This is a genomic window from Mesorhizobium sp. M1217 (assembly GCF_040318275.1).
In the GTDB taxonomy this organism is placed as follows: Bacteria; Pseudomonadota; Alphaproteobacteria; order Rhizobiales; family Rhizobiaceae; genus Mesorhizobium.
The window spans coordinates 20,823-46,474 of the sequence record NZ_JAMYMA010000029.1 but is presented as its reverse complement, the minus strand read 5'-3'; the positions used below and the strand labels follow the sequence as shown (position 1 = coordinate 46,474).

Genomic DNA, 25,652 nt, shown 5'->3' with positions numbered 1-25,652 from the left:
CGATACTCGGCATGACCTCCGTTTCTGACCCCTGAGCCGGGCGCGTTCGCTGTCGGCGCGTATCGAAGCAGAACCAATGCCGCGCCTGCTTCGGCTTTCCGAAACCGCAGCGTGTCTTTCCTTGAGACTTGGCAGCACGGCGCGTTCAATCGGAACCGTGCTGCCTTCAATGTACAGCCAGTTGTCCAATCAGCCGGCGGGCTTGTAAACGCCGGCAGCCTTTTTGGCAACTGCGAGCACCGCCTTCATGTCGAGTTCTTCGAGGACAACGAGGTCGTTTACCGAGCCGCTTGCCCGCACCGCCAATGCTAGACCCATCCCAGCAGCCTGGTCCGGAACCTCAGCATTGATCATAGGCGCCGCGAGTAAACATCATGCCGGACACCTTGCCGCCAACGCTTTCAAAAAGCGCCTTGATTGCAGCTTCCCGGTCTGAGCCCTGTATCAATCCCTTATAGGCCTGGGGTGCATAGTTTGCCAGTATTGTCACTTTCATGGGTATTCCTCCCTATCTTGTACTAGTTTCGTTATTGATCGTTTCACCAACACGGAGCTATGGCGGACGGTTGGGTCAGCCGTAAACCTGCATTGGAACGGTCTTGCTCACATCCAAAGCTGGCAGCGGGAAAGGTTCGACCTGCCCTGCGGTCTTGTCCAGATACTGCATCAAGGCCGTCACGAGGTGGTAGAAAATGCTCGCGGGCACCTCCGTTGCCAGTGACCTTCCGCGCTCGTCAATCCTGTCGATCCACAAGCCAAGCGGTGCGGGATCGATATGCCATTTGAAGAGGCGGGCGACACGAGCTTCGATCTCGGGTTTCAGATCAGGCCCGCCGATGCCGTCCAGGGCGACGGCCGCCTTGACGGCTTCGCATTGCGGCCAGCTGCGGGAGAGCCGGTCGAAGGGAATTCCCTGCCGCGACACGGCTGCATAAGCCAGGCCCGTCGCCCGGTTCAATCCGCTGGCGATCGCCGACGAATAGAGCTTCCTGGCGTAGGCTGCCAAGTCTTTCTGCCCGCTTGCCCGCGCGAACTCGACGAGGAGCGAAGCCGCCCGACGGAGATATGCACGCTCGCCGGTGACGCCATGCCAGGCAAGGAAGGATTCCAGCATGTGCATGTGCGGGTTCGAGAACCGCACCCCCTTCCAGCCGGGGGTCTCGAGGAAGCCGTTCAGGCTGACGTCCTCGAGATGGGTGTCGATGAAATGGAACGTCTCTTGTGCCAGCTGCAGGGCATCCTGATGGCCGCATCGGTGAGCATGGGCAAGCGCCAGGAGCACGCAGGAATGGTCGTAGGCGTCCTCCGTCGGGTCAGCCACGCTGCCGTCGCAATTAAGGGTGCGCACCCAGCCACCGCGATCGGTGCGGCCGCGTTTCGCGATGAACTCGATGCCGTGGTCGATGAGCTTGTCGGCCGGTCCAACCCAGCCGCGTTCTTTGGCCACCGCGAACGCGTAAATCTGGCGAGCCATCGTCCGCATGCGCTTGGGTTTGCCCAACGGCCTTGCATCGAAACCGAGCGCCTCGTGGAAGCCGCCATACGCATCGTCGACACCTGCAGTGGACCACAGCGGCAGGGTTTCGTTGAAGAGCCAGTGCTCGACCCGCTTGCGCCATGACCCGCTGATGATGACCCGGTCGTCCGACCCCGTGAACTTCGTTTCAAGGCGTCCGCTCTTCTCGAGTTGTTCGACGACTTTCTTCATGTTCTGGCTGTGGCTGACAGGAGCGACGAATACCGCGTCCGGTGTCGTCACCACCGCCACATGCTTCATCCCAATGACTGTCAGCAGTCTGCCCTGGCTTCTGAGATAGGAGTTGCCGCAATTCATGGCGACAACGTCGCCCATTACGACATTGCCGTCGCGGTCCGTCGGGCTGGCTTCCAGCAGCGATTGCCACGATCCAAGGTCGTTCCAGCGGAAGGAAGCCGTAACCATCGCAATACCGCGTGCATGCTCCATGACTGCGTAGTCGATCGACGTCGACGGGACGGCCGAATAGAAGCCCTGGGGCAGGTAGATGCCCAAGACGTCGGTCCGTGCAGCCTTATAGGCCCGTTCCGCGGTGTCCCAGATGTCTGGCCGGAACTGGAGAAATGCCTTCCGCATCGTGTCGGCACGAAACAGGAAGATGCCGGCGTTCCAGTAGAATCTTCCCGAAGCCACATATTTGCGGGCCGTCTCGGCATTGGGCTTTTCGACAAAGTGCGAAACGGCGGCCACTCCGTCACCAGTTGCCGCAACCTCGATGTAACCGTACCCGGTTTCGGGATGCGTCGGCTTGATGCCGAGCACGACAATGCTGTCTGATTCGGCGGCAGGCATGCCCGCCTCGACGGTTTCCCAGAATTGCGTTTCGGTCGATATCTGATGGTCGGAGGGGACCACGAGCACAAGCGCGTCCTCGCCATATTCGGAGATCGTGTGCAAGGTGGCTATGGCCACCGCAGCGGCGGTATTGCGGCCGACGGGTTCGAAAATCGGTCTGCCGCCGTTCAGACCGAGCGGACCGATATCCGATAGAACGCGGTCTGCATGCCGTTCGGAAGCTAGCAGGTAGATCGGCAGCTCGCCGTCCGGCCGCGCCTTGAGGCGTCGGACAGTCTTCGCGAGCATGGAACCGTCGCCCGAAAGATCGTGAAATTGCTTGGGATTGTCTTCGCGCGAGAGCGGCCACAGCCGTGAGCCGACGCCGCCACTCATGACAAAACTTATGATCCGGTCCGACATGGTCCAGTCCCTCTCAGAATGTCTGGTTGTAGGCTCCGATCTCTGGATTGCGGCGCAGCACGGCACCCTCTGGGCAGTGGGGCGACATTGTCGGTCTGCTGAAGGTCAGCGGCAGATCGCGGTAAAGGTCCGCGAGTGTCTTGCCCAAGCTGCGGTCGAGCATCTCGCAAACGGCTATCGCCGTGAGGCGCCCGTCGTCCTAGCTGCACCCGATCGGCGGGTTGAAGATGAAATGCCCCGACTTCTCGAAGCCAGCTATGGCATTGACGAGTTCGGCAACGCGCCTCTTGATGGGAGCTACGGAGGTAGTGCCCAGTGATGGTGTTTGGGGCTACACCCGTTCGGCGGATCATGGTGCCAAGCCCCAATGCGATCGCCTCCACGCGCATCAGGTTGAGTTCGGGCTCTTTCTCCCAGTCTGGATGGCCAAACCACCAGCGTGCGTCGTATTCCCGAAAGCCAGTGGCTTTGATGAGAGCACTGTTTTCGAAAACGAATGTGTTCGGCCTGGCCTGGCCGAGTATGTCCAGGGTCACGGTTTTGATCCGCTATTGCGCGCAACAGTCCTAGCACGCTGCCGGGCGCAGGCCCCTTCAGGAATTCGGGGTAGTCCTAACACGCTGGTTCGCGCGCCGCCTCACCCGATAGGAGCATGCCCGCCGATCCGCGAAACGAGGTTTCGTCCAAGCACGGCCGTCCCGAGAATGTCGACGAAAGGCGTTTCGGACGCTTGGCTCGCCTTCTCAATGGCATTCAAGTGGAATCGAGAGGGATCAGCGGAACTCCGTCTGCCCGGAGAAAGGATGATGGACTGCGCCGCGTTCGTCTTGGAGGCGATGGGAACACGGCGAAACCCCGACCGCATGTACACGACCATCAATACCCTCACGCGAAAGGGTCCGCGGACGGCAGGTCTCTCTGGGGACAGCAGATGTCATTCGTCGACAGGACGAGAGGACGTTTGGGGGCCGATATCGACGACCATGATCTCCGGCGACACGCCGAAGCGCACCGGCAGCCACGATACGCCCAAACCCCCGGATACGATCATGTGCCGCCCACCCTCGACAACATGCCCATAGGCGAAGCGCTGTCCGTAGGCTGAATTGCTGATGGGAGGGCCGATGAACGGCAAGCGCACCTGTCCACCATGTGTATGGCCGCATAACGTCAGGCTGACACGGTCAGGGACAGTAATGAAGATGTCCGGTTCATGCGCAAGGAGCAATATCGGATTGCCGTCGTCGGGTATTGCGGCCATTGTTCCAGGCAGATCGTCGACGCCCTTGTAAACGCCGCGAGAAAACTGCATGGCCCACTGGTCGCCAAGACCCGCAAGCCAGAATGCTGGGCCATCCTGCTGACGGATAAGCGTGGCGGTGTTCTCGAGGACCGGAATGCCATTGTCGACGAGGGCTGCGCGGACGCTGTCGACACCGTGCCACCAGTCGTGGTTGCCGAGAATGGCGTGGCAGCCGAGTGGCGCGGAAAGTTTCGAAAGTGAATTGCCCCAAACAGTGTCGGGCACGAACCCGGTGGCATAGCGCGGCGACACACCCATCACATAGTCGCCAAGGAGAAGGATGATGTCGGGCTGCAGGCTATTCGAAACACCAACGATCTCGTCGATCCTGGAAGCCGGCATCCAAGGCTCGCAGGCATGGATGTCAGCGACCACGACGATGCGCAGGGGCTTGGCAGTCGTCGGCCAGCGCGGCGGTAGGACCTTGTAGCGAGTGACACGCAGTCGAAACCGAGGTTCAATCGCGAGGGCATAACTCGCCAGACCGAATGCCGCGAGCGACACGGCGCCAAAGAGCTTCAGGAATGACCGCCGCGACGTCAGCACTTGTATTTCCCAGCAGAACGAGGTCGGTTTTAGGGATCGCCACGAATTCAGCTGCGGCAGCCTGAATCAAATCAACCGGGTGAGAGGCCTCGCGGGGTCAATAGTTTCCCAAATCGGCATCACCTGCAAGCATTGGTGTTTATTGCGCAGGGGAGGGAGCTCGGGCTAGGACCCGTCAACTGCTCCGATTTGCCACTGATCTCGGGCGGATGGTGTAGTTCCATTCCGGATGAATGCGTCGCCTTCGATGGCGAGCGCCTCCATCTCGACATCGTTCACTTGATCCCTTTTTTCGTCGGTCGCGGAATCGACCGCACCCCCCACTTCAGGCCCGTTTGGTTGTCGTGACTGCGATCAGCTCGACCACGGCCACGCGATCGAGGAGGGCGCCGTCCGCGCCAGGTTTGCGTGACGCGGCAGAACAGGGGTGTTCGATGTTGCTCCACGTCGATATGCCCGTCGGATGGTGATGCAATGTGGAGCGCGAGGCCTGTCTCGCGAGGGTGTTGTGCAGTTCGACCTTCCACAACCGGCTTTGGTCATCCAGCTTCGAGCCGACCGCTTTCCGCCTTTGACGTATCGCATGCTTCGGCTGCGCCTCGACAAGATTGCGGCGCTCTCGAGTTGAAACCGGAGGGCGAACTTTCGTCGGCTGCAAACCGGCTTCTTACCGCTCTCGCAGTGTTTCCTGCTTGTATTGCATCATTGGCGAGAGAAAGTAGCTGATGATGCTGCGCGTGCCAGTCTGGGATGTTCATTCGGACCCGAAGCTTGGTAACTCCAGTCTCCTCGGTTCGGTCCGAATGGACAACCTACAGGAAGCTCACAACTAGAGCCTGTTCCATCCCAATGGCATCGGGATGGAACCCCATATCTTTTTTTGCTTGAGCAGATCTTCTCCGAAAAGCGGGCTCCCGCCTTTGCTACGCTGACTTCGGTTCGGGATCATGGCTTTGAGGTGCTGTTTATCCAGTCCTTGCTTGGCCACGGCAGCCCCGCGTTCCTTCAGGTCACATAGAATGAGGCTGCGGCTAGCGAGAGATGTGGGGAAAGGGTGGCGAACTGTATTTGAGATGCGCCGCCGGCCCCGTCACTGTCAAAAGCGAGCGCCCCAGTTTCACTGTTGTAGATGATATGATCGGAACTGTCATGCGCGGCTGCACCAACAAAGAAAGCTTTGGATGGAAGCCCTCCCGGCTGAAGCCCGGCAAAGACGGTATCGCTGAGATGGAACGTGTCCTGGGAGCGCTTGAAGTCGGTGATCTTATCGACATTGCCGGCTCCAAGAGCAGTATTGAACGAGAAGGCATCGTGGCCTCCGTAACCGGTCAAGACGTCGGCGCCGAGCCCGCCGTTGATGACATTGTTGCCGGCATTGCCCTGGATGGTCTGGGCGAACTCGTTGCCGGTGAAGCTGATCGCCTTCGTGCCGGACGGGTTGTTGGTGGCGAGATGCTCGATCTCCGAGCCGGCCGAAAGCGCATAGCTCACCGAGGCGATCACACTGTCGTTGCCGCCGCCCACTGCCTCAACCACCTTCTCGTTGGCATTATCGACATAGTAAGTGTCGTTGCCGCCATAGCCGATCATCGTGTGACCGCTGGTTCCATGCAATACATCGGCGCCGCTGGTGCCGTACAAGGTGCCATCGCTGGTGCTGCCGGAAGTAGGGATAGACCCAGTCTCGGTCCCGGTCGAGCCAGTGGTTGGGGGAGTGACGTTCGCGCCCGTGACGGTGTCACCGCTGCCTACCTTTTGATAGAGCTGAACCTCATCGATTTGCATCTGCATCGACGAAGGGGTCGAACTATCGAGAGCCGTATGCCATCCGGTCGTGTTCGAATTCGCGACTCCATTGTTCATGATCAATTCCATCGGCTCATTCGGGATCGTCGCCTGTGCGCTGGTGACCTGCGCCATCTGCTTCCCGTCGAGATACCAGGTGATCGATTTACCGGGATCCCAGTTGATGCCGTAGGTGTGGAAGCCGGCCGTGAGGTCGACGCCGCTGTCGATGCTCGCGCCGACCCATCCAGATGGGCCGTGAAGGTGCCAAGTGAAGTTATTGTCAACCGGGCCGGAGCTTTCGGTAAACCCGCCTTCGTGCATATCGATCTCGAAATTGTCGCCGCTGCTGCCGGCGCCTTGGCCGGGCAACAGCCAGAGGGCTGGCCACGCGCCGTCGCCGCTCGGCGCCTTCATGCTGACCTGAAGGTAGCCGCCGTTGAATTCGAAGTTGCCGTAGCTGCTGACTGCGCCGGACGTGACCGGGAATGTCTGTGCCGTCCCATTATTTGTGCCGCTGACGGGCTGTTTGATCGCCGTGAGATTCAACTGCCCGTTGCTCACGGACACTTGGCTCGGCATGTCGTAGTCGGCATAATACGTCGCGCCGACGCCGCTGCCTCCTGATCCATTGCTGTTCCATGGCCAGCCGTTGGCGGCATTGCTGGTGGTATAGGTATGCCAATCGCTGTCGAGCGACGTGCCGGAGAAGTCTTCCTCGAAGACCAAGTCGCTAGACGCAAAGCCTGTGGGTGCGGAAAGAGCCATTCCGTGATCCTTATTTGGGGTTGAAAACAGGGAATTTCGACGACCGCGCACCCCGAAGGCGCGCGACATGCCGCATGCTCGCAGCTAGGCACCGCGAACGGATTTCAAAGCAGCGGAGATTTGGAAGTCCTCGCCCCAGACATTCTTGTCGAGCGAGCTTAACGTTGAACTCGCCATCGAAGGTGAGTTGTGTCGACGGGAATGCTCATCAGGCGCTCCCCCGTGAAACCATGAACGGTGTCGCTGCCGACGCACGCAAGGTGTTCAACGGTTCGAGCCGCGGCCAGAATGAAGTCGAGCGCAGCTCTTCCGGCGGATGCACCGCCAAGCTTGCTGTTTAGCATGAGCACTGTAGATCCTTAGTTAATCGCGTTTTTTTTTGTTCTTCATTCCACCCGCGTCCCTAAGTAAAACGCAGGCATTTCCGCTGTCCTGAGTTGTTCACACACACCGTCCCTTCGTGAATTGATCATTCGAGGACGATGTACGCAAGCCCAGCGACCTTACTGCCTTTTGCGGCGAGAATGAGGCTAGGTAAAAACTTATCAACACTTCTAATACAGGAGATGCGGCTTGTCGAAATGGCGGAACGTGGCCCTAGGGCGCGCGGACGCTTCGTCGCCGCGGGACGGCCCGCGGATTGTCAAATTTGAACCGCGCAACCAGTCGCCAAAGCTCCACCTTGTGGCCGTCTGCTAACCGCCTGGCGTGCTCTTTCGCCGCATCGTCGTCTGTGCAAGCAAGGTTGACCCCCCATAAGCTGGCCGTGTTCGTCCAGAACGTAGACACGAATGCGGCATTGCTTGTCCTGACCGGCGACAACGTTCTGACAGTCAGCCTCGCTTTCACGCGCGGAGCGCCCGTTGCGTGCGGACGGACGCGACCGCGCAGTTCAACTCGTGCCAGCGGTCGAGCGTGTGCGCACAAATGACGACGGAGGGCTTCAGTCATGGGACTTGCGGGCTGAGTTCTAAGGCCCGGCTGGTTTCGCGGGTCTGCGTCGCCCGAGCCGTAGCGGCTTTGAGGATGTTCCAGAGCGCGCTTCCGTCATTGTGGACATCGAACTGGTCGTATTCGTCGACGGGATAGTGTCCGCTGTCCTGCCGCGACACCAGCCGCCACACGATCCAGCCGGCGCAGTTGCGATTGCGCGTCAGCGTGTCGAGCCACATGGCGTAAGCCTCGGCGAAGTCCCGATTGGAGCGGGCATAGCCGAATTCCTCCAGAAGGACCGGCTTCTTGGCGCGGGCCGCCAGCTGGCAGAACTCGGTAATCATGTCGTTGAATTGCTGGACCGTGAGGTCGTAGTAAAGCGGGTAGCCGTGCCAGGTCCCGAAATCGAGGGACGGGATCGTCAAATCGGAGAGCTTTTTGAGAATGTTGGCGTTCCCTGAGCTGACAAGGTGATTGGAATCGAGGGACTTCACGTAGGCCGACATTTCGGCAGTCCAGGCCAATCGCAAGGCCTCTGGCTGCGCATTGCCTTCGTTCATCAGCTCCCAGGCCATGATGGTTGGATCATCCCGGTAGGCGAGCCCGGTGAGCGGGTTGACCCTCTGCACGACGTGGCTGACCCAGCTCTTGTAGTCGCGCTTCGTGCGCGGATCTTCGAAGAAAAACGTGGACTCGTCCCGGCTCCCATACCAAGCCCGCATCTGCTGGGCGCCACCCGTGTAGTTCCAGAAATCCAGGAAGCCGATGATGAGCCTCAGGCGTCGCTTGCCGGCCTCGGCGATGAGGAAATCAACCTTCTGCATGCCCTTGGCGCCGTCATTGATCGCCATCCCGTTCGTGCGAGGGTCCCAGGAGAGCAGGTACGTGCCTCTTACCGCGAGATTGCTGGCATCGGCTTCGAGCCGCCAGTTCCAGATCGTCGCGATGCTTCCGTCTGGCGACCCGATCACCGGCTGGAGGAAGATGCGAACCACATTGGCGCCCATCGCCACCGCGTCCTCGAGAACGCGGGTGACCTCATCCTGCGACCCGTAGGTCAAATAGTGGTTGTTCACGCCGGTCACGAAGAACGGCCTGCCGTCGACGGTAAACTCCGTGCCCGAGGTCTTGATGAAGGACGTTGCCGACAAGCTGTCCGGGGCGCTCACGGCTGCCGGAACAGATAGCAACGCGAACACCAGCACGCGCAGTCCGGCGTTGCGCAGCTCACTTTTCACTCGTTGCCAGTCGACAATCATCCCGGCATGTGGCTCTCGCCGGGCGCCGAGTGCAACGGCCCCGAAGGATTACCTCCTCTGGCTCCGGGGTGCGATGCGCTCATGCTCTGCGGGAAGCATTATGGGACAGAAGCACGCCGCAGCCTTGCCGGGATGGCACGGGTTGCCCCGGCGGCCTGTGAGGCGAGCGCTGCTCTCGCGAAGGAAAAGGGGCATTTCCCTCTTTACGATCAGGAGCGGTATCTCGCCCGCCCCTTCATAAGCCCGTCATAAGGGGGCTGGACCGGGATTGTGCGTGACGCGATCGCAGCAAATGGCATGCGCAACCGCTTTCTTCTTGCGATCGCGCCGACGGCACATTTCGCTGTGCGGGTAATATCTCTGGCGCATCGAGCCGGTTTTCGACCAGGAGTGTCGATGCAATGTCCTAGATTATCTCGATGTCCTAGATTAAGGTCGATCGCCGTCCACCGAGAAGCACCGAAACTCAATTCCGAGCTCCTTGAGCCGCTCTACGCCGGGAACCTCTGCCGTCGGGTGCACGAGCCCAAGGATTGAATCGGATCGGAAGGGTAGGGGGAGATGCAGGGCCTCAGCTGCCTTGAGGACGCCACTGACAAGCTGCCAGGGCACGGGGACGGCGCGCAGTGTTCTGCCTTGTGACGCGGCGATTTCTTTCATGAGCCGTCGGAACGGTACCGGTTCGGGGTTGGCCAGCCCTACCGGTTCCGGCAGGGGCATGTCCGACTCGACAATACGCACCATGGCGGCTGCCATGTCCGCCTCATGCACGGTGAACTGATGGGAGCGTGCCCCGATGAGAGGTGTGACCGGCAGGTTGGTGAGCTTGCGCAGCGCGCCTATCATCCCGCCCCAACCGGGGCCGTACACCAATCCGAGGCGGGTGGAGACACCTCCCAGACTGCTAGCGGTGCGCTCGCAAGCTAGCTTGGCCTGACCGTACAACTGTCGAGTTCCCTTATAAGCGGACATCGAGGAGATAAAAATGACCCGGCGAACCCCTGCGTCGGCGGCATTGCGGAGGAGGTGCTGCGACCCGGACACATTGACACCCCACACATCGCCGGCGCTGACGAGAGTCAGGTCCCATGCACCGTGGATGAGCACATCTAGGTCGCTGAATGCGGCCGCCGACGGCGGGCGCTCGATCTCGTATGGGCGCCACTCGCCGACGCCGACCATTGCGGCGGCAGATTCGGAGGTCACCCGGTTCGGACGGGCGAACGCGATGACCTCATGCCCTTCTTCAGCGAAGGCGGCACGCAGGATGGTCCCGACATACCCGTTAGCTCCCGTGATGCCGATCCGCATTGAACGCTCAACCCTTCAGTTCCATCGCTTCGCAGGCGATGCGATGAGAATTGGCCATCACCGTCAGGGTAAAGGTAGTAGCTGGAACATTTGGGAAAACGGACCCGTCGATAAGATGGATCCGGTCCCAGCGCGCCAGCCGCCCGAGGCGGTCTGTCGTAGCATTTCCAGTATCCGGCTCAGTGGCGTGGGGAAAGCTGCCGCCAAAGTGGTAGCTCTTGGCCCCGCCCGACCACAGCATCTTCCGCGTGATTGGCCACAAGTCAAGGTAAGGTGCCGCCCTCCAAATCCGCTTTATTACGTCAGAGAGCATCAGAGGCACGTCTTTGCCCCTGGCCTTGGCCCCGCTGAAGCCCTCCGAAGTGAGCGTGATCTGGGGAAGCTCGTCAGGAGCTGCGGGCACCCGGGCGGTGACCCGGATCTTGGGTGATGCCCAGGACGGCAAGTAGCCCAGGCCTACCGTCAACCGGCTCAGGAGCCGATGCGTCGCGAAGGCGGCGGCGCGGTGTTGGAGGAAGCCGGGTAGCGCATCGTAGTACGCCTGGTTGAACGGATAGAAGTGAATCTGTGAGACATCGAAGCCCTCATCGTCCCGGGCGATGACCATGTTGAACTGGTTGAGCGTGAACTCGGGCCTTATACGTGGGTCGGGGGTCGGCTTCACGGATATCATTGGAAGAATGAACTGAGCCGATTCCGAAAGATGTACCGGCTGGTCCGATCCGAGCGAGCCCAAGATCAGCCGAGTGGTCCCAATTGCTCCGCAGCCCACAAAGATCCGGTCGGCTGTGAATCGCTGGATCCGCCCGCTGGACAGATCCCGGGCCTCCACGATGGCTGTGTCGGCCTCCTGGTCGACTCGCACCGCGAGCAGCCCGCTGTGGTAGTCGATCCTCCCGCTGCGCCTAAAGCGGTCGAAGCTGTGCGAGGCCGAAAAGACTAGCGACCGCGGGCACCCGGTCATGCACAGGCCGCAGGGCTGGCATTCGGGCGCTGAGAAGGCGAGCCGGGCGCGGCCTATCGCTATTCCTGTGGAGCGCACACGATCGCGGTGCCGGTCGTAGTTGGCCAGGACCATCTGCGTCCGCGGTGCCAGGGGCGGAAGGGGGTCCGGGGATCCGATGAGCGGGAACCACTCCTCGAGATCGTCGGACTCTCCAGCGAAAGGAATGTGACCCAGGATGGTCCGATAGTGCTCTTGCATATCCGAGAAGCCGAACGGCCATCTTTTGAACGTGGCGGCGCTGAAGGGCATAATCTGGGCCCCCCAGACATTGCTGAACCCCCCGTAGGCGCTTGAGATGACAGCTGAGTTGACTCTACCCTCGCAGTGGACGCCGTCGAGCTGGCCCTTGTTGACAAACGGGAAATCGGATCCGTAGCTTCTCTTTTCCGGCAGCGAATCGGACCGGACCTGCTTGGGTTGCAGGCTGACCCGGCGGACGTCCTCCTCATCCCAGTCGCCGACACGCAGCTTGGACAGCCTGGAGATTACCTCCTGCGTCTCCGCGTCCAGCACTGTGCCCGGATCGAACACGGTTATCTTCTCATCCGGCTTCTCGGACAGCGCCAACACGGCGGCGGCTGCAGCTGGACCCGAACCAATGATTATCGAAGACGGCATTTATTTCCCTCGCCCACCGGCTTGCGCGGCTGTGTCCAGCAACTGCTTGGTTGCCTGTTGGCGCTGCCGGCGCAATCGCCGCGCCAGTTCGATCCGGCCGGCGACGTGGCCTGCCGTGGCCAGCCCCACGCCAGCGATTATCGCCGCGGACCGGGCCAGCCCGTGGGCATCACCCTTGGCCGCTTGCGAAATCCCCCGCGGTACGCCCTTGGTCAGTGCGTACCAGACGAAGCGGGCCTCTGCACTCAGTGTGGCGGCGTCGCCCATCTGGGCGAAGGCCTCGACCTTCCCCTTGTTGACGAAGAAGCAGCGGCGCCAAAAGTACTTCCAAGTCGCCCGTGAGGCGGGTACGAAGTGGCGGACGGTCGCCGCCGGTTCGTAAATGACCGCCGCACTGCCCTTGATGTGCGCCACGCGGTGGCACATGTCCATGTCGTCGTGATTGTCGGAGTGGAACCCTCCCACCTGCTCGAGGAGGGTCCGCCGGACCGACATGTTGGCTCCTATGAGATGAGCCAAAGGGCCTCGGCTGGTCGGGAGGCCGTCATAAGCGCATCCGAACACCCAGTCGAACTGCACGGGGAACCAGGCCGGGCGGCCAGCCTTGAAAACCGGCATCGGACGCCCGCCGACGGCGCCGATGCGCTCATCCTGGTACGGGGCGGTAAGAATCGCGAGCCAGTCCTTGTCGGCCGCTGCATCGTCATCCAAGAACGCCACGATGTCTCCGGCAGCTGTCTCGGCTGCCGTGTTTCGGGCCGACCCCAGGTGCCCGTCGTACTTGTTCTGGATCACCCGTATCGGAGGGGTGGATGCGGCGAAGTCAGCCCAGCACGCGGCACAATGGTGGAAAAGGGTCTCATTATGGTCGATGCATACGATGATCTCGCAGGGTTGCAAGGTCTGCTCCTGAACCGACGCCACCGACTGAAGCATCAGCTCCCATCTGTCCACGGTGTAGGCACAAATGATCACTGAGATCGTGGGGGAGGGCGGGACCTGCCGGTGTTCGCTGCAGACGTGATCCTCAGTCTGCCCGGTTTTCGATCCAGGCTGATCGGTTGTGGCAACGGCAACGTCATGATCGCGGCGGGGTGCATCGATACTTAGCTTCCGGACGTGGCCGTCTTGGCCACCGCCAATCGGCAGATAGGATTGCGCACGCATCAAGATACGCATCCACGAATTCTCCCGACTTGAGCTGCCAATGTCTGCCCAAACTCTTCGATAAACGGTGCGATGGTCTTGGTTTTGACAAGCCAGGCTTCCACGCGCTGGATTCGGCCCACCCGGAAACCTGTTTTCAGCATTAAGACCACCAGGGCCGAGGTTTGCGCCACAGAGCCTCGAGGCGGCCGCCGGCACCAAGCACGCGTGGATCGGCGTAGGGCATCAGCAACTCGTCCAGCCATCGCTCGCGAGATTGCTGGCATCGGCCTCGAGCCGCCAGTTCCAGATCGTCGCGATGCTTCCGTCTGGCGACCCGATCACCGGCTGGAGGAAGATGCGAACCACATTGGCGCCCATCGCCACCGCGTCCTCGAGAACGCGGGTGACCTCATCCTGCGACCCGTAGGTCAAATCGTGGTTGTTCACGCCGGTCACGAAGAACGGCCTGCCGTCGACGGTAAACTCCGTGCCCGAGGTCTTGATGAAGGACGTTGCCGACAAGCTGTCCGCGGCGCTCACGGCTGCCGGAACAGATAGCAACGCGAACACCAGCACGCGCAGTCCGGCGTTGCGCAGCTCACTTTTCACTCGTTGCCAGTCGACAATCATCCCGGCATGTGGCTCTCGCCGGGCGCCGAGTGCAACCGCCCCGAAGGATTACCTCCTCTGACCTCGCACGGCCCGTCGTCGTTCGGGCATAGTGGTGCTTAACCGATTCCGGTCGCTCGAGTATGGACCCGTGCTGTCAGACATCGCTCCCAACCAAGAGTTCGGCTCCTCGTATTGGCGAGTCCCCGCGGTAGTAGCAGGTGGGAAGTATTCTCGCGCTGTGGCGAGCGCTGTGGCTTTTTATCTCCCTCCTTGGCTCGCGGGCCCGCGGACAGCTGGCAAGGCGCCTCGCTCGAGGTGGTTCTCGTCAAAGCTGTCGTCTTGTTGAAGCCGCCGTGAGAACACAATGCGCATTTGCTTGAGTCTCGATCCGTCGCGGCCGCTGCGCTGGCATCTGTGGCTGGCAGAGGCGCTTGCTGAAGTGCCCGGCAACGATATCTCCTGCGCTTTCGCGACCGGCTGCCGCCCGCTGCCGTTGATCTTCCGCCTGCTGCTCGAACTCGAACGACTAGTCTATGGCTTACGTGTCAACGGCGCCACCGACCCCGTCGAGGCGGCGCTGCGATCCCTGCCGCCGCCTCCGGCCGACCAAGTGGACGTGGTGATCGATTTGAGCGGAGCGGAGCCCCTCCCGTCGGGGCGGCGCGTGCTGACGCCGCTCTTCAACGGCGTACCCGGCGAGATCGGAGTCATGGCGGCCTTGGCGAATGATCAGGACCCTCTCGTCGACCTGCACGACACGGCGCGGCCGTCGCAGCCGTGGATGGCGCGCCCGGCCCGTGTAAACCGTGAAGTGTTCGCAGCCAGCCTCGATAGCGTCCTCTCCTGCGCTGTGGCGCTGATCCTAAAAGCCTTGCGCGAGGAAACCGGTTCAGCTGCGTCCGGTGTCTCCGGCCCACGCACGGCCGTGCCTTCGCTCGGCGCGCTTCCGGCCCTTGCAAGAGCGACACGCACAGTGACATCGAAGGCAATCAGGTTCTTGGACATCCTGGCGAGAGGCGGCAGGAGGTGGGGGATTGGCTGGCGCTTCGACGAATCGGCGAGCCTGCTCGACAAAGGCGACGCAGCATTCCGGGTGCTTACCGGGGACACCGACAGCTACCTTGCCGACCCGTTCCCGTTCCGGCACCAGGGGCAGGATTTCATCTTTGTCGAACAGTACCTCTACTCGAAGAAACGGGGGTGCATTGCAGTCGTGACAGCGAACCGGAACGGGACCGCCGGCGCACCCCAGATCGTCCTGGAGGAACCGCATCACCTCTCGTACCCGTTCGTGTTCGAGCAGGATGGGCAGATCTGGATGATCCCCGAATCGGGGGCGGCCAAGAATATCAGCCTCTACAGGGCCGTGGAATTCCCTTACCGGTGGACGCGGGAGGCCTGCCTCATCGAGGGCATCGAGGGCTACGACACCACGCCGCTCTGCCACGAGGGTGGCTTCTGGTTTTTCGTCAGCCCAAGGCTGTGGAGGTCCACGTCCTGGGATGTCCTCAGCCTCTACCGTGCCGAGAGCCTGACCGGGTCCTGGACGCCCCATGCCGCAAACCCCGTCCTGCTCGATGCCACGCTCAGCCGCCCTGCAGGCGCCGTCATCCGACACGGCGGACGGACGCTACGCCCGGTCCAAGACTGCGCGCGCGGCTATGGCGGCGCGGTGACGTTCTGCCGGATCGATGCGCTCGGCGAGTCGGAATTTGCCCAGACACCGGTCGGTCGCATTCGGTCCGGAGCGTTCGGGTGCCACACCTACAACCGGCGGTCCGGCCTGGAGGTGATCGACTTGTTCGGTCATATCGGGGGTCTACGAGAGGTCACGACCTCGTATCGGTTGCTTGTATCCGATCCGCCGGTCTCGGGACCGCACGGGCAGCACCTCTCCTGGCCGGTCTCGCGTCCGGTTTAGCTACCCGTAGCCAGCTGGCCTAGCGAAAGGTACCCCCTGCGAAGGGCCGGGCGCGCTCAACCCTTCTCGGACACAGAACAAGTGGTAGCTCGGAAATCACGGCCGGGTGAAGGAGCGAACCCACCTGCACGTCGCAGCTTCTGGCCAGTGGCAATGTCGGCGTTGCGCGCGAGGTTCATCGCGCCGGCGACCTTCGCTGCATGCTGCACCGCTCGCTTGGTAGAGACTGTCGCTCGAGATCCGGCCGCGGGTCGATGATTGTCATCGCTGGCGTTAAAGGCATTGCGATGTTGTCGGCTCCAGAGGTCGGACCTACGGGTTTGGCAGCCCTGCCAGCGTAGCTGCTGAAGGTGATCGGTGCCGCTGCCGTATCATCTGCGCTGGCGTTTGGGCCGGAACTACCCTGAAGGGATAATCACAAAGAGCTAATCACCTATTGTGCTTTCTAACCATCTATTGTGCTTTCCATTGCGGAGCCTCATTAGTAATGTTCTTAGTAATGTTCGCATTGCTCAGACGAAGAGAGGGAAGTCTCTTTCCAGAGAGGGGAAATCTCTTTCCATCGCTCATTTTTATTTCATCTCATCTTTGTTTCATCATGTCGTGGAGTCCGCATATGCTTAGAATAAGCACATCCGGGGATGTCGCTGCCATCGAAGCTGGCACCTACGGCTTGTCGCTGGCGGCGCATTTGCGTGCGCGCAGTGTGGAGCACCGGATTTTGGATTTCATCGGTCCCTCCGCCGCGAATGGCTTCGGTCCCACGTGCCGGTTCCGGTCCGGGCCCCGTCCTCTCGCCCGACACTTGTCGGCAGTCCTGGCTCGCTTCCAACCTTCGCCGCTGGTCCGACGGCTCGACCGCACCGTGCTGCCATGAATGCCCCTGTCTCCAGCATCGTCGCCCGCGGCGCTGCCGTGTCGACGCCTGACCCAATCAGCGTCGCGCTGCGGCGGTCGCTGACTCTGCCCCGAGTCAGCTTTATCGTCCCGACGCTCAACGAAGCCGAGAACCTACCTTGGCTTCTACCGCGCATCCCCAACTGGGCGCACGAGATCATCATCGTGGACGGTCGTTCGACGGACGACACAGTCGCGGTCGCGCGCCGCCTGCGCGAGGACGTGAAGGTTGTCATGGAGCCCCGGCGGGGCAAGGGCGCCGCATTGCAAGCGGGATTCCTGGCCGCCACAGGCGACATCATCGTCATGCTGGACGCCGACGGCTCCATGGTCCCGGAGGAGGCGATCGTTTTTGTCAGTGCGCTGATGGCCGGTGCGGATCTGGTCAAGGGCTCACGCTTCCTCCAAGGCGCCGGCACCAACGACATGTCGCTGTTCCGAATGCTCGGCAACTGGGGGCTGACCCTGATGGTGCGGCTGCTCTATGGCGGTTTGTTCTCCGATCTATGCTACGGATATATAGCCTTCTGGACCAAGCACGTCGCCACGCTGAACTGTGACTGCGATGGGTTCGAGATCGAGACCCTCATCAACGTGCGGGCTTTGAAGAACCACCTTATCATCGTCGAGGTGGCGAGTTTCGAGGCTTCGCGCATTAGCGGTGTGAGCCATCTGCGCGCCATCCCGGACGGCTGGCGCGTTCTCAAGACCATCCTGCGCGAGAGGCTGCACGAACAGCACAGGCGAAATGCGAAAGCCTATGATGCCGGTGGATAAGCCCCGAATGCGAATCCTGATGGTTGCCGCTCGCTGCTATCCGTTCATGGGCGGTATCGAAACTCACATCCAGGAGGTCGGTCCTCGCTTGGCGGCGCGTGGCCACACGGTCGATGTGCTCACCACCGATCCCTCGGGGGAATTGCCGGTGGAGGAGGAGGTGAGCGGCATGCACCTGCAGCGCGTGCCGGCCTGGCCGAGGGAGCTGGACCTCTATGTGGCACCTGGCATCTATACCGCGATCCGGCGCGGGGCTTGGGATATGATCCATTTCCAAGGTTACAGCACCTTCGTGGTGCCGATCGGGCTGCTCGCGGCGGTCCGCGGGGAGGTGCCGTTCATTCTGACCTTCCACAGCGGCGGGCATTCCTCCCGGCTGCGCAACGCCGTGCGCGGCACCCAGCACGCGCTGCTTCGGCCGCTGGTGGCCCGGGCCGCGCGGCTGATCGGCGTCTCCGAATTCGAGGCCAACTTCTTCAGCGCCAGGATGCGCCTGCCGCGGGACCGGTTTGTCGTCATCCCGAACGGTGCCGCAATGCCCGCTGCGAGCCCCAGCGTTAAGATCGATCCGCACCTGATCGTCTCGGGCGGCAGGCTGGAGCGCTACAAGGGCCACCACCGGGCGATTGCGGCCTTGCCCGAACTGATCCGCCGGGTGCCAGACGCGCGACTGCATGTCGTCGGAACAGGCCCGTATGAGGGAGAATTGCGGCGCCTCGTGGCGACACTCGGCCTCGAGAAGCGGGTCACTATCGCGAGCATCCCCGGATCCGACCGGCAGAAAATGGCTGACCTCCTGGCGAGCGCCGCGCTATTCGTGCTGTTCAGCGAATACGAAGCCCATCCGATCGCCGTGATGGAAGCCCTGTCGCTGCGCCGTCCGGTCCTCGTCAGCAACACGTCCGGTCTGGGGGAGCTGGCCGCCAATGGCCTGTGCCGGGCGATTCCGCGCAACGCCGGTCCTGGAGAGCTGGCCGCCGCCATGGCCGAAGAACTGAAGGCCCATCGGCAGGTCCCGGATTTGGCGCTGCCGGACTGGGATGCCTGCGCGCAAGCGCTGAGCAACGTTTATTGTGATGTCCTGGGCAGCCGATCCACGGTCCGCTTGCCCCCCGGCGGCGCGACGTCGTGGCCCCCTGTGCGGAGGGCATGACGCTGATGATGCCGGCTCATTTCACCGCAGGAACCAGGATCAACCCGCTCCAGGCCGGGATACGATTCGTCTCGGCCGTTATCGGTCCCGACCTTCGCGGCGGCAGCGCCGGTGACCCGCCGCAAGGCGCCAATTCCGGATGGATCGCGGTTCTGTGCCTGACGGTCGCCACGGCTGTGCTCCTGGTCGTGGCCGGGCACGCGGCCGGGCGCCGGGGCTATGACGTGGCGCCGCCGCTCTTCTGGTCCGGTGTCGTCCTCCTGATCGCTCCGACCTGCCTTCGCATCGCCTGGCCGACGACAGCCCGTGGTGAGCGCCTGTTCCTGCTCTTCCTGCTTGCCGAAGCCCTGTTCTACTGCAAGATAGTCTATTCCCCGACGAGCTTCAGCGGTTATGACGAGGTCTTGCACTGGATCTCGGCCGAGGATCTCGTCACGGCCCGCCGGCTGTTCCTTTCCAACCCGCTTTTCCCGATCGGGCCAACGTATCCCGCCCTGGAAATCCTGACAACGGCGATCGTCGATCTGACGGGACTTCCCTTGTTTGTGTCGGGGACGCTCTTGTTGGTCATCCTCAAGGGCACGTTCATCGGTGCCCTGTTTCTGTTCCTCGAGAGCATCGCCGGATCGCCGCGTATCTCGGCCATCGCCTGTCTGGCCTATATGGGCTGCTCAACCTTCTTCCTGTTCGATTCGATGTTCTCCTACGAGAGCCTCGGCATCGTGCTGTGCGTGCTGACCTTCGCGGTCGAAGCAGCGTCCAAGGATCTCGTCGGGCGACCGAGGCTGAAGTCGCTCGGGCTGATAGCCTTGCTGTTGGCAAGCCTGGCGGTCACACATCACCTCTCGGCCGCCTTCGCCGCCATCTATTTCGGAGCGCTGGCGGCCCTCGAGGCCTTGCGCCGGCACGACCCCCTGCGGATCAAGACCAGCATTGCCGTCGGCCTCGCGGCGATCCTCGCCATAGCCCTGCCGTCCCTGTGGGTGCAGGCCCGTGGCATCCCTCTCACAGGCTATCTCGGCCCGGTGATCGAGTCCGGTTTCGACACATTGCTCGGGAAGATCCTGGGCGCGCCCACCCCGCGGTCGGAGCACCTCGGAGCGCCGGACAAGGCCCTCTACATGCGGCTGACCACCTTGCTGGCGCTCCTGCTGGTGGCACTCGGACTGGCAACGGGATTCTTTCGGTCGCTGGCCATGGCAGCGCCGAGTGGTCCGCGCTCCGGTTGGCGTCCGATCCAGGACATTCTTAAACGCCGCTGGCGCGACAGCCGCCTCGTGCTCCTCAGCTTGCTGGCCTTCGGGCTCCCAGTCTCGGTCGCCTTCCGACTGACCATCGCTGGATGGGAAATCGGCAACCGCATGGGAACGTTCGTGTTCATCGCCGTCGGGCTGGTCGTCGCGGTGAGCATCGTCCACTTCTGGCAGGGCCGCACGCCACGCGGGTGGCGCCGCATCGCACCGGCCGTTGCTCTGGCGGTCATCGTCCTGGGCGGCGTCACGAGCTCTTCAATTAGTCCGATCCATGGGCGCTACAGGGTCTCCGCAGATCAGGAATCGATCGAGCCGATGGGGATCGAAACGGCACGCTGGGCCAAGGAATGGCTTGGTGCGGGCAACCGCTTCACCACCGACCGCATCAACCGCCTTTTGCTCGCGGGCTATGGCCGGCAGGACGTCAGGGTCACTATCGTCGAAGGGATCGATCCCGCGCGCATATTCGAGTCCGAGACATTGGGGCCCGACGAGTTTTGGGCCCTGGCGGGAAGCGACATCGATTTCCTGCTGATTGACCTGCGCCTGACCACGGCTCCGCCGGTGCTCGGCTTTTACTTTCAGCCGTGGCAAGGGCAGCAGGGAACACCGCTCTCGGGCGCAGCGCTGCTCAAGTTCAATGACGTCAAGGGCGTCGCCCGCATCTACGACAACGGCTGGATTGTCATCTATGACGTGAGGGAATTGCATGAGAATTTGTAGCAAGCGGGACCTTCTGGCCGCGTGCCTGTGGGCGGGGGCTGCGGTGGCGGCCGTTGCGGTCAGCGACAGCGTGCTCCTCCGTACTGCCCTGGGCGCGCCCATGGTGTTCCTCGTCTCGGGCCACACGGTGCTGCGGGCCATTGGCATCAGGACCACCTCCGCGTTGCAACACCTCGTCTACGCTGTCGGAGCAAGCCTCGCCGCCGGCATTGCCGGGGGCTTTGCCCTGAACGCCGCAGGCTTCCTTACGCCGCTCGGCTGGGCGCTGTGGTTCTGGGCCGTGACGGCCACCGCGGCGTTGGTGGCCGCCGGCCGCCGCGACACTCCCGATCTGCCAGCCTGGCCGGCTCCGGTGCGGGTGCGGCTCTGGCAGGGCGCCGCGCTCATCCTAGCGGTGCTTGTGGCGACCGGAGCCTATGCGTTGGCCGTCCGGGACGAAGCGACCTACCGGGAATTCAAATACACCGAGCTCTGGTTGTTGCCATCGGCCAGTGGCGAGTCCGGCCGGATCACCGTCGGCATCAGGAGCGCTGAGACCCAAGCTCAACGATTCGACCTGGAAATCACCCTCGACGGGCAACCGTTCGCCGTCTTCCGATTGCTCACCATCGCGCCGGGCGAGACCTGGGCGCGGGAGATCCCGGTGTCCGTTTTGGCTACCCCGCAGAAGGCGGAGGCCCGGCTCTATCGGCCGGAAGACAACCGACTCTATCGCCGCGTTTCGACGCTGGTGCCGCGCACCTGAAAACGAGGCTCTACCATGCGAATCCTGCTGCTGTCGCAGTTCTATCCTCCGGTGATCGGGGGAGAGGAGCGGCACGTCCGCAACCTCGGCGCGGCGTTGGCGCAGCGGGGCCATCATGTCAGCGTCGGCACCTTGATGCATCCCGGATCGCCCGAAACCGAGCTGGACGGCGCGGTCCGCGTGCATCGCCTGCGTGGCACGCTCCAGCGTCTGTCAGCCCTCCATGCCGATCCCGAGCGCCGCCATGCGCCGCCCTTCCCGGATCCCGAACTGGTCCTAGCCCTGAAGCGGCTGGTCGCCCAGGAGGAGCCGGACATCGTCCACGCCCATAACTGGATCTATGCGTCCTTCCTGCCGCTCAAAAGTCTGAGCGGGGCACGCCTCGTGGTCACGCTCCACGATTACGGCCTTGTCTGCGCCAAGAAAAACTTCATGCACTTGGGCGCCCATCTCTGCAGTGGCCCAACGCCGGCCAAGTGCCTGCCCTGCGCCACAGGGCATTACGGCGCCGTGAAGGCAGCCGCGACCACCTTGGGCAACTGGGCGTCGAGCTTCGCCGCTCGGCGTGTAGTGGACCGCTTCATCGCGGTGAGCCACGCGGTGTCGCGTCACACCGGACTCACCCAAGGCCGCGCCCCTTACGAGGTCATCCCCAACTTCGTGCCCGACGATGTCGGGGTGCTTGGCCCGGAAGATCCCTGCCTGCGGGAGCTACCCGCGGATGGATTCATCCTGTTCGTCGGCGACATGATGCGGCTCAAGGGCATTGACGTTCTCCTGCAAGCCTATGCCGGCCTGGAGCGGGCGCCGCAGCTGGTCCTGATCGGGCGCCATGTCGCCGACACGCCAACCGAATTTCCGCCGAATGTCCGAGTCTTCACTACGTGGCCGCATTCCGCCATCATGCATGCATGGCGGCGCTCACTGTTCGGCGTGCTGCCATCGGTCGGGCCCGAAGCCTGCGCAACGGTCATCATGGAAGCAATGGCGTCAGGCAAGGCTGTCGTCGCAACCGATGTCGGCGGCATGCCGGATCTCATCGATCATGGCGAAACAGGGCTTCTCGTGCCCCCCGGTGACGCGCATGCCCTGGCCCACGCAATGCAGACACTTTTGGAGGACCGCGCCTTGCTGGCCCGCCTGGAGGCGACAAGCCTCGCCAGGGTTGGACGCCTCAAGGCCGGAGCGGTCGTGACCCGGATCGAGCAGGTCTATCAGGACGTCCTGCGCACCGCCGCCAGCAGGTCCCCGGTGCCGGCGCAGCAAGGCTCGGGAGAGCCATCATGCCTGCCGGTAGATCTCGCCGGGATGGCCATTATTCGCGTGCGCCGGGAGCTTCGAATGTGCGCAACGCTAGTCATGAATACCGGCGCTCTGGCGATCGGAACGATTGCAGCGGCCGGTCTTGGGTTTGTTTATTGGTGGCTCGCGGCCCGGTTGTTTGCGCCGGAGGTGATCGGCAACGCCTCCGCCCTCCTGTCCGTGATGGCGCTCTTCGGCCTGCTGGGGGAGGCCGGGCTCGGGACCCTGCTGATGGGTGAAATGGTACGGCATCCCGGCAAGGAGCGCGGCCTCGTGGCCGCTGCAGCATCCGTCGGGGTGGCGCTGGCGGTCGGCCTGGCCTTGTTGTTTGTCTTCGGGGAGGCGTACCTCAACAGCTCGACCGGCCCGATCCGCGGCTGGCTCGAGGGTATTGCGTTCGTTCTCGGCTGCGGCCTGACCGTTCTCGGCATTGTGGCCGATCAGGCGTTCATGGGCAACCTGCGCAGCAGCAGCAAGATGATCAGGCAAGTGCTGTTCTCCACGATCAAGCTGATGCTGATCGCCGCCGCCGCGTCCGCCGGCTACGCCTCCAATGCAGCGCTTCTTCTGACCTGGGCGGCCGGCTTGCTGGCGTCCTGTATCGGCGTCGATCTGTTGACCCGGGGCGGTGCGCGTCGCCTCGTCGGGACCCCCAATTTCCAGCTGCTCCATACGCTTCGACGCAAGGTGTTCGACCACTACTCGCTCGATGTGGCCTTGCAGGCCCCGATCGTCATCATGCCCTACCTTGTGCTGGTTCTCCTGTCGCCGATCACAAATGCCGCCTTCGTGCCGTTGTGGATGCTGGTCTCCATGGCCTCGTTGATTCCAGCAGCCATGGCCACGATCCTGTTTCCCGTGGTCAGAGCGAGCCCGAAACAATCCAGACACGACTTCCTTGTGTCGCTCATGGCGTCATTGCTCTTCTCGCTGGCTTGCGCCGTCTTTGTCTTCATCTATTCGCAAGAGATCCTTGCGGTCTTCAATCCGGCCTATTCTGAGATCGCCGGTTCGAGCCTGCGCTTCCTCGGCTTCAGCCTGTTGGGATCAACGCTCAAATTTCATGCCTGCACGCTGGCGCGGCTGGGCGACAGGATGCGCAAGGCATCTCGCTGGTTCGCGCTTGGAGGATTGCTGGAGCTGTGCTTCGTGGTCGCGGGGGCGAAGCTTGATGGACTTCAAGGCCTGGTCCTAGGCTGGACGCTCGCCGTCAGCGTCGAGGGTGCATGTGCGGCTCTCGTTTTGGCCTTTGCGACGAAACTGAATTCTGCCGCCGGGCCTGTACACGAAAGCCCGACCGCGTCGCCGCTCCAGACTTGAGGAAACCGCTCATGGTGCAGTGTTATCGACGGCAACTGGATGGAAAACAGCCTGCCTCCGAAGGTCCAGACAATTTGCAGAAGGAACAAGAAACCAGTCGCAGCAGAGAGGCAATCCCGGCCGTGGTGATCATGGTAACGGCTGCGGCGCACACGTCCGATTGGTGTTGCCGCCTGCGGCAGAAAATAGAGGATCGCATCTCCCAAATGGGGGGCTCCTGTGCGCGCGTCTGAGTGAAGGCTTCCGGGCCGAACCAGGATGAAGATTCAACCGCCAGCACTCGCTAGCAACTGGAGGCAAGGTGGACTCGACAGCCAAGTTACTCCCCCATGGGCTATTGCGCTGCCCGCGCTGTAAATCCGGCATTGCGGTTGTTCAGGCGGGTGCGCCAGCACGCGCCTTCGTATGCCAGGCCGCCGATTGCGAAATGTCGCAAGCTGGATTTCCGGCTCTCGACGGCATTCCTGTACTGGTTGACTTCGACAACTCCGTCCTGTGCCGGGAGGAGGTGCAACTTACCGGAGGTAGCTCTTACAAGGAACGCAGCGCGGGCTTTCTCCAGAAGATCCACGACTTCTTCTGGCGATCCGCCGGCCCGACCGCCGCGAATGCCGACCGCTTCATCGCCGAGGCGAAGCACCTTGATGCCCATCCCACCATCCTGGTCATCGGAGGCGGCACAATCGGCAGCGACGCGGAAGCGCTTTATCGAGACCGCGACCTTAGCTTAATCGGAACGGATATTTACAAATCCGACCTCACCTTGATCATCGCGGATGGGCATCAGCTTCCGTTGGCCTCGGGTGCGATCCACGGCGTCTGGGTCCAAGCCGTCCTGGAGCATGTTCTAACGCCCGAGCAGGTCGTCGCCGAGATTCATCGTGTTTTAGTCCCGGACGGGGTGGTCTATGCAGAGACGCCCTTCATGCAGCAAGTCCACGAGGGGGCCTACGATTTCACCCGTTTCACCCCAAGCGGACATCGTTGGCTGTTCCGCCATTTTGACGAGATCGACGGCGGCATTACGCGTGGCCCCGCGATTGTGATGCTCTGGTCCATCCGCTACTTCGTCGGCTCTCTTTTTGGGAGTTATAAGATCGGCACGATGGCGGCCACGGGGCTGTTCTGGCTTCGTCATTTCGAAAGACTCTCCCGGCCGGGATATGCAGCCGACGGCGCGAGCGCAGTCTATTTTCTTGGCCGGCGTTCGGAGCGTGCAATGAAACCGAAGGACATCATTGCCTACTACAAGGGCGCGCAGCGATAGTCGTCTCTGAAGAAAGCGCTTGAGCTCTGATTCAAGCGAGTTGCCGAGCTGCGCCGGTCTTGACGAACGTCCGGATCAAAGCACGTAAAAGCTCTGCGAGCCAACGCAGGAGCTGGCCGAAGTTGCAGTTGGCAGCGGCGAGCCTGCGGGCCATCGCGATCGGATTCGTCGGCGTCGAGCACTTTGGCGGCCGTCGTGCCGCGCGTGAACGAACTATCCCGCGGCCTTCAGCAGATGCCTACGTTTGAGCGTTCTTGCGGATCGCCTCTT

The 25,652-nt window shown here is 62.2% G+C and carries 18 protein-coding genes and 1 pseudogene; 7 read left to right on the top strand and 12 right to left on the bottom strand.

Annotation, left to right across the window (positions count from 1 at the left end; translation table 11 throughout):
- Positions 1-189: 189 nt before the first annotated feature.
- The 12 genes and pseudogenes from NKH37_RS31730 to NKH37_RS31675 all read right to left on the bottom strand — a co-directional run bounded on the left by NKH37_RS31730 (position 190) and on the right by NKH37_RS31675 (position 14,042).
- Positions 190-318, bottom strand: coding sequence for a hypothetical protein (locus NKH37_RS31730; protein ID WP_352642473.1), 129 nt, complete (start codon positions 316-318; stop codon positions 190-192).
- Between the two features lie 22 nt (positions 319-340).
- A complete protein-coding gene (locus NKH37_RS31725; protein WP_352642475.1) occupies positions 341-496 on the bottom strand; it encodes a GYD domain-containing protein in 156 nt (51 codons plus the stop codon).
- A 75-nt stretch (positions 497-571) separates the two neighbouring features.
- Positions 572-2,734, bottom strand: coding sequence for an AGE family epimerase/isomerase (locus NKH37_RS31720; protein ID WP_353042307.1), 2,163 nt, complete (start codon positions 2,732-2,734; stop codon positions 572-574).
- Between the two features lie 67 nt (positions 2,735-2,801).
- Positions 2,802-3,026, bottom strand: a pseudogene (locus tag NKH37_RS34125) (phosphomannomutase/phosphoglucomutase); the annotation flags it as partial.
- A gap of 642 nt (positions 3,027-3,668) precedes the next feature.
- Positions 3,669-4,583 carry a metallophosphoesterase gene (locus NKH37_RS31710; protein WP_353042303.1) on the bottom strand — a complete coding sequence of 305 codons (915 nt, stop codon included), beginning with the start codon at positions 4,581-4,583 and terminating at the stop codon, positions 3,669-3,671.
- Positions 4,584-4,908: 325 nt separating this feature from the next.
- Complete coding sequence (locus NKH37_RS31705; RefSeq protein WP_353042301.1) at positions 4,909-5,241, bottom strand: ISAzo13-like element transposase-related protein; 333 nt, start codon at positions 5,239-5,241, stop codon at positions 4,909-4,911.
- A gap of 347 nt (positions 5,242-5,588) precedes the next feature.
- Complete coding sequence (locus tag NKH37_RS31700; protein WP_353042300.1) at positions 5,589-7,136, bottom strand: family 16 glycosylhydrolase; 1,548 nt, start codon at positions 7,134-7,136, stop codon at positions 5,589-5,591.
- Between the two features lie 947 nt (positions 7,137-8,083).
- Positions 8,084-9,328 carry a glycoside hydrolase 5 family protein gene (locus NKH37_RS31695; protein ID WP_353005859.1) on the bottom strand — a complete coding sequence of 415 codons (1,245 nt, stop codon included), beginning with the start codon at positions 9,326-9,328 and terminating at the stop codon, positions 8,084-8,086.
- Positions 9,329-9,757: 429 nt separating this feature from the next.
- Positions 9,758-10,639, bottom strand: coding sequence for an NAD-dependent epimerase/dehydratase family protein (locus NKH37_RS31690; RefSeq protein ID WP_353042298.1), 882 nt, complete (start codon positions 10,637-10,639; stop codon positions 9,758-9,760).
- A 7-nt stretch (positions 10,640-10,646) separates the two neighbouring features.
- On the bottom strand, positions 10,647-12,263 hold the full coding sequence (locus tag NKH37_RS31685) for a Rossmann-fold NAD(P)-binding domain-containing protein (protein ID WP_353042296.1): 1,617 nt from the start codon (positions 12,261-12,263) through the stop codon (positions 10,647-10,649).
- On the bottom strand, positions 12,264-13,442 hold the full coding sequence (locus tag NKH37_RS31680; protein WP_353042294.1) for a glycosyltransferase family 2 protein: 1,179 nt from the start codon (positions 13,440-13,442) through the stop codon (positions 12,264-12,266). It lies immediately after the preceding gene.
- Between the two features lie 213 nt (positions 13,443-13,655).
- Positions 13,656-14,042: a hypothetical protein gene (locus tag NKH37_RS31675; protein WP_353042292.1), complete on the bottom strand. Its 387-nt coding sequence runs from the start codon at positions 14,040-14,042 to the stop codon at positions 13,656-13,658.
- Positions 14,043-14,388: 346 nt separating this feature from the next.
- Between NKH37_RS31675 and NKH37_RS31670 the strand changes: the two genes are divergently transcribed.
- The 7 genes from NKH37_RS31670 (at position 14,389) to NKH37_RS31640 (ending at position 25,382) form a co-directional block, all read left to right on the top strand.
- Entirely contained in the window at positions 14,389-15,945 is a 1,557-nt protein-coding gene (locus NKH37_RS31670) for a glucosamine inositolphosphorylceramide transferase family protein (protein WP_352812663.1), read from the top strand.
- Positions 15,946-16,818: 873 nt separating this feature from the next.
- Positions 16,819-17,619 carry a glycosyltransferase family 2 protein gene (locus tag NKH37_RS31665; RefSeq protein WP_352592113.1) on the top strand — a complete coding sequence of 267 codons (801 nt, stop codon included), beginning with the start codon at positions 16,819-16,821 and terminating at the stop codon, positions 17,617-17,619.
- 7 nt (positions 17,620-17,626) lie between these two features.
- The gene (locus NKH37_RS31660; RefSeq protein ID WP_352592116.1) at positions 17,627-18,772 is read left to right on the top strand and encodes a glycosyltransferase family 4 protein; all 1,146 of its coding nucleotides are present in this window, start codon (positions 17,627-17,629) and stop codon (positions 18,770-18,772) included.
- On the top strand, positions 18,769-20,748 hold the full coding sequence (locus tag NKH37_RS31655; protein WP_352812660.1) for a putative glycosyltransferase family protein: 1,980 nt from the start codon (positions 18,769-18,771) through the stop codon (positions 20,746-20,748). The genes NKH37_RS31660 and NKH37_RS31655 overlap by 4 nt, the downstream gene beginning before the upstream one ends.
- Before the next feature lie 43 nt (positions 20,749-20,791).
- A complete protein-coding gene (locus NKH37_RS31650; protein ID WP_352592122.1) occupies positions 20,792-21,493 on the top strand; it encodes a hypothetical protein in 702 nt (233 codons plus the stop codon).
- 15 nt (positions 21,494-21,508) lie between these two features.
- A complete protein-coding gene (locus NKH37_RS31645; protein ID WP_353042288.1) occupies positions 21,509-24,115 on the top strand; it encodes a glycosyltransferase in 2,607 nt (868 codons plus the stop codon).
- Between the two features lie 301 nt (positions 24,116-24,416).
- Positions 24,417-25,382, top strand: a complete 966-nt coding sequence (locus tag NKH37_RS31640) for a methyltransferase domain-containing protein (protein WP_352592127.1) — start codon at positions 24,417-24,419, stop codon at positions 25,380-25,382.
- The last annotated feature ends 270 nt before the right edge of the window (positions 25,383-25,652 follow it).

Coding starts and splice junctions, on each gene's coding strand:
- NKH37_RS31730 (WP_352642473.1), bottom strand. CDS start 318: ATGGGTCTAGCATTGGCGGTGCGGGCAAGCGGCTCGGTAAACGACCTC.
- NKH37_RS31725 (WP_352642475.1), bottom strand. CDS start 496: ATGAAAGTGACAATACTGGCAAACTATGCACCCCAGGCCTATAAGGGA.
- NKH37_RS31720 (WP_353042307.1), bottom strand. CDS start 2,734: ATGTCGGACCGGATCATAAGTTTTGTCATGAGTGGCGGCGTCGGCTCA.
- NKH37_RS31700 (WP_353042300.1), bottom strand. CDS start 7,136: ATGGCTCTTTCCGCACCCACAGGCTTTGCGTCTAGCGACTTGGTCTTC.
- NKH37_RS31695 (WP_353005859.1), bottom strand. CDS start 9,328: ATGATTGTCGACTGGCAACGAGTGAAAAGTGAGCTGCGCAACGCCGGA.
- NKH37_RS31690 (WP_353042298.1), bottom strand. CDS start 10,639: ATGCGGATCGGCATCACGGGAGCTAACGGGTATGTCGGGACCATCCTG.
- NKH37_RS31685 (WP_353042296.1), bottom strand. CDS start 12,263: ATGCCGTCTTCGATAATCATTGGTTCGGGTCCAGCTGCAGCCGCCGCC.
- NKH37_RS31680 (WP_353042294.1), bottom strand. CDS start 13,442: ATGCGTATCTTGATGCGTGCGCAATCCTATCTGCCGATTGGCGGTGGC.
- NKH37_RS31675 (WP_353042292.1), bottom strand. CDS start 14,042: ATGATTGTCGACTGGCAACGAGTGAAAAGTGAGCTGCGCAACGCCGGA.
- NKH37_RS31670 (WP_352812663.1), top strand. CDS start 14,389: ATGCGCATTTGCTTGAGTCTCGATCCGTCGCGGCCGCTGCGCTGGCAT.
- NKH37_RS31665 (WP_352592113.1), top strand. CDS start 16,819: ATGAATGCCCCTGTCTCCAGCATCGTCGCCCGCGGCGCTGCCGTGTCG.
- NKH37_RS31660 (WP_352592116.1), top strand. CDS start 17,627: ATGCGAATCCTGATGGTTGCCGCTCGCTGCTATCCGTTCATGGGCGGT.
- NKH37_RS31655 (WP_352812660.1), top strand. CDS start 18,769: ATGACGCTGATGATGCCGGCTCATTTCACCGCAGGAACCAGGATCAAC.
- NKH37_RS31645 (WP_353042288.1), top strand. CDS start 21,509: ATGCGAATCCTGCTGCTGTCGCAGTTCTATCCTCCGGTGATCGGGGGA.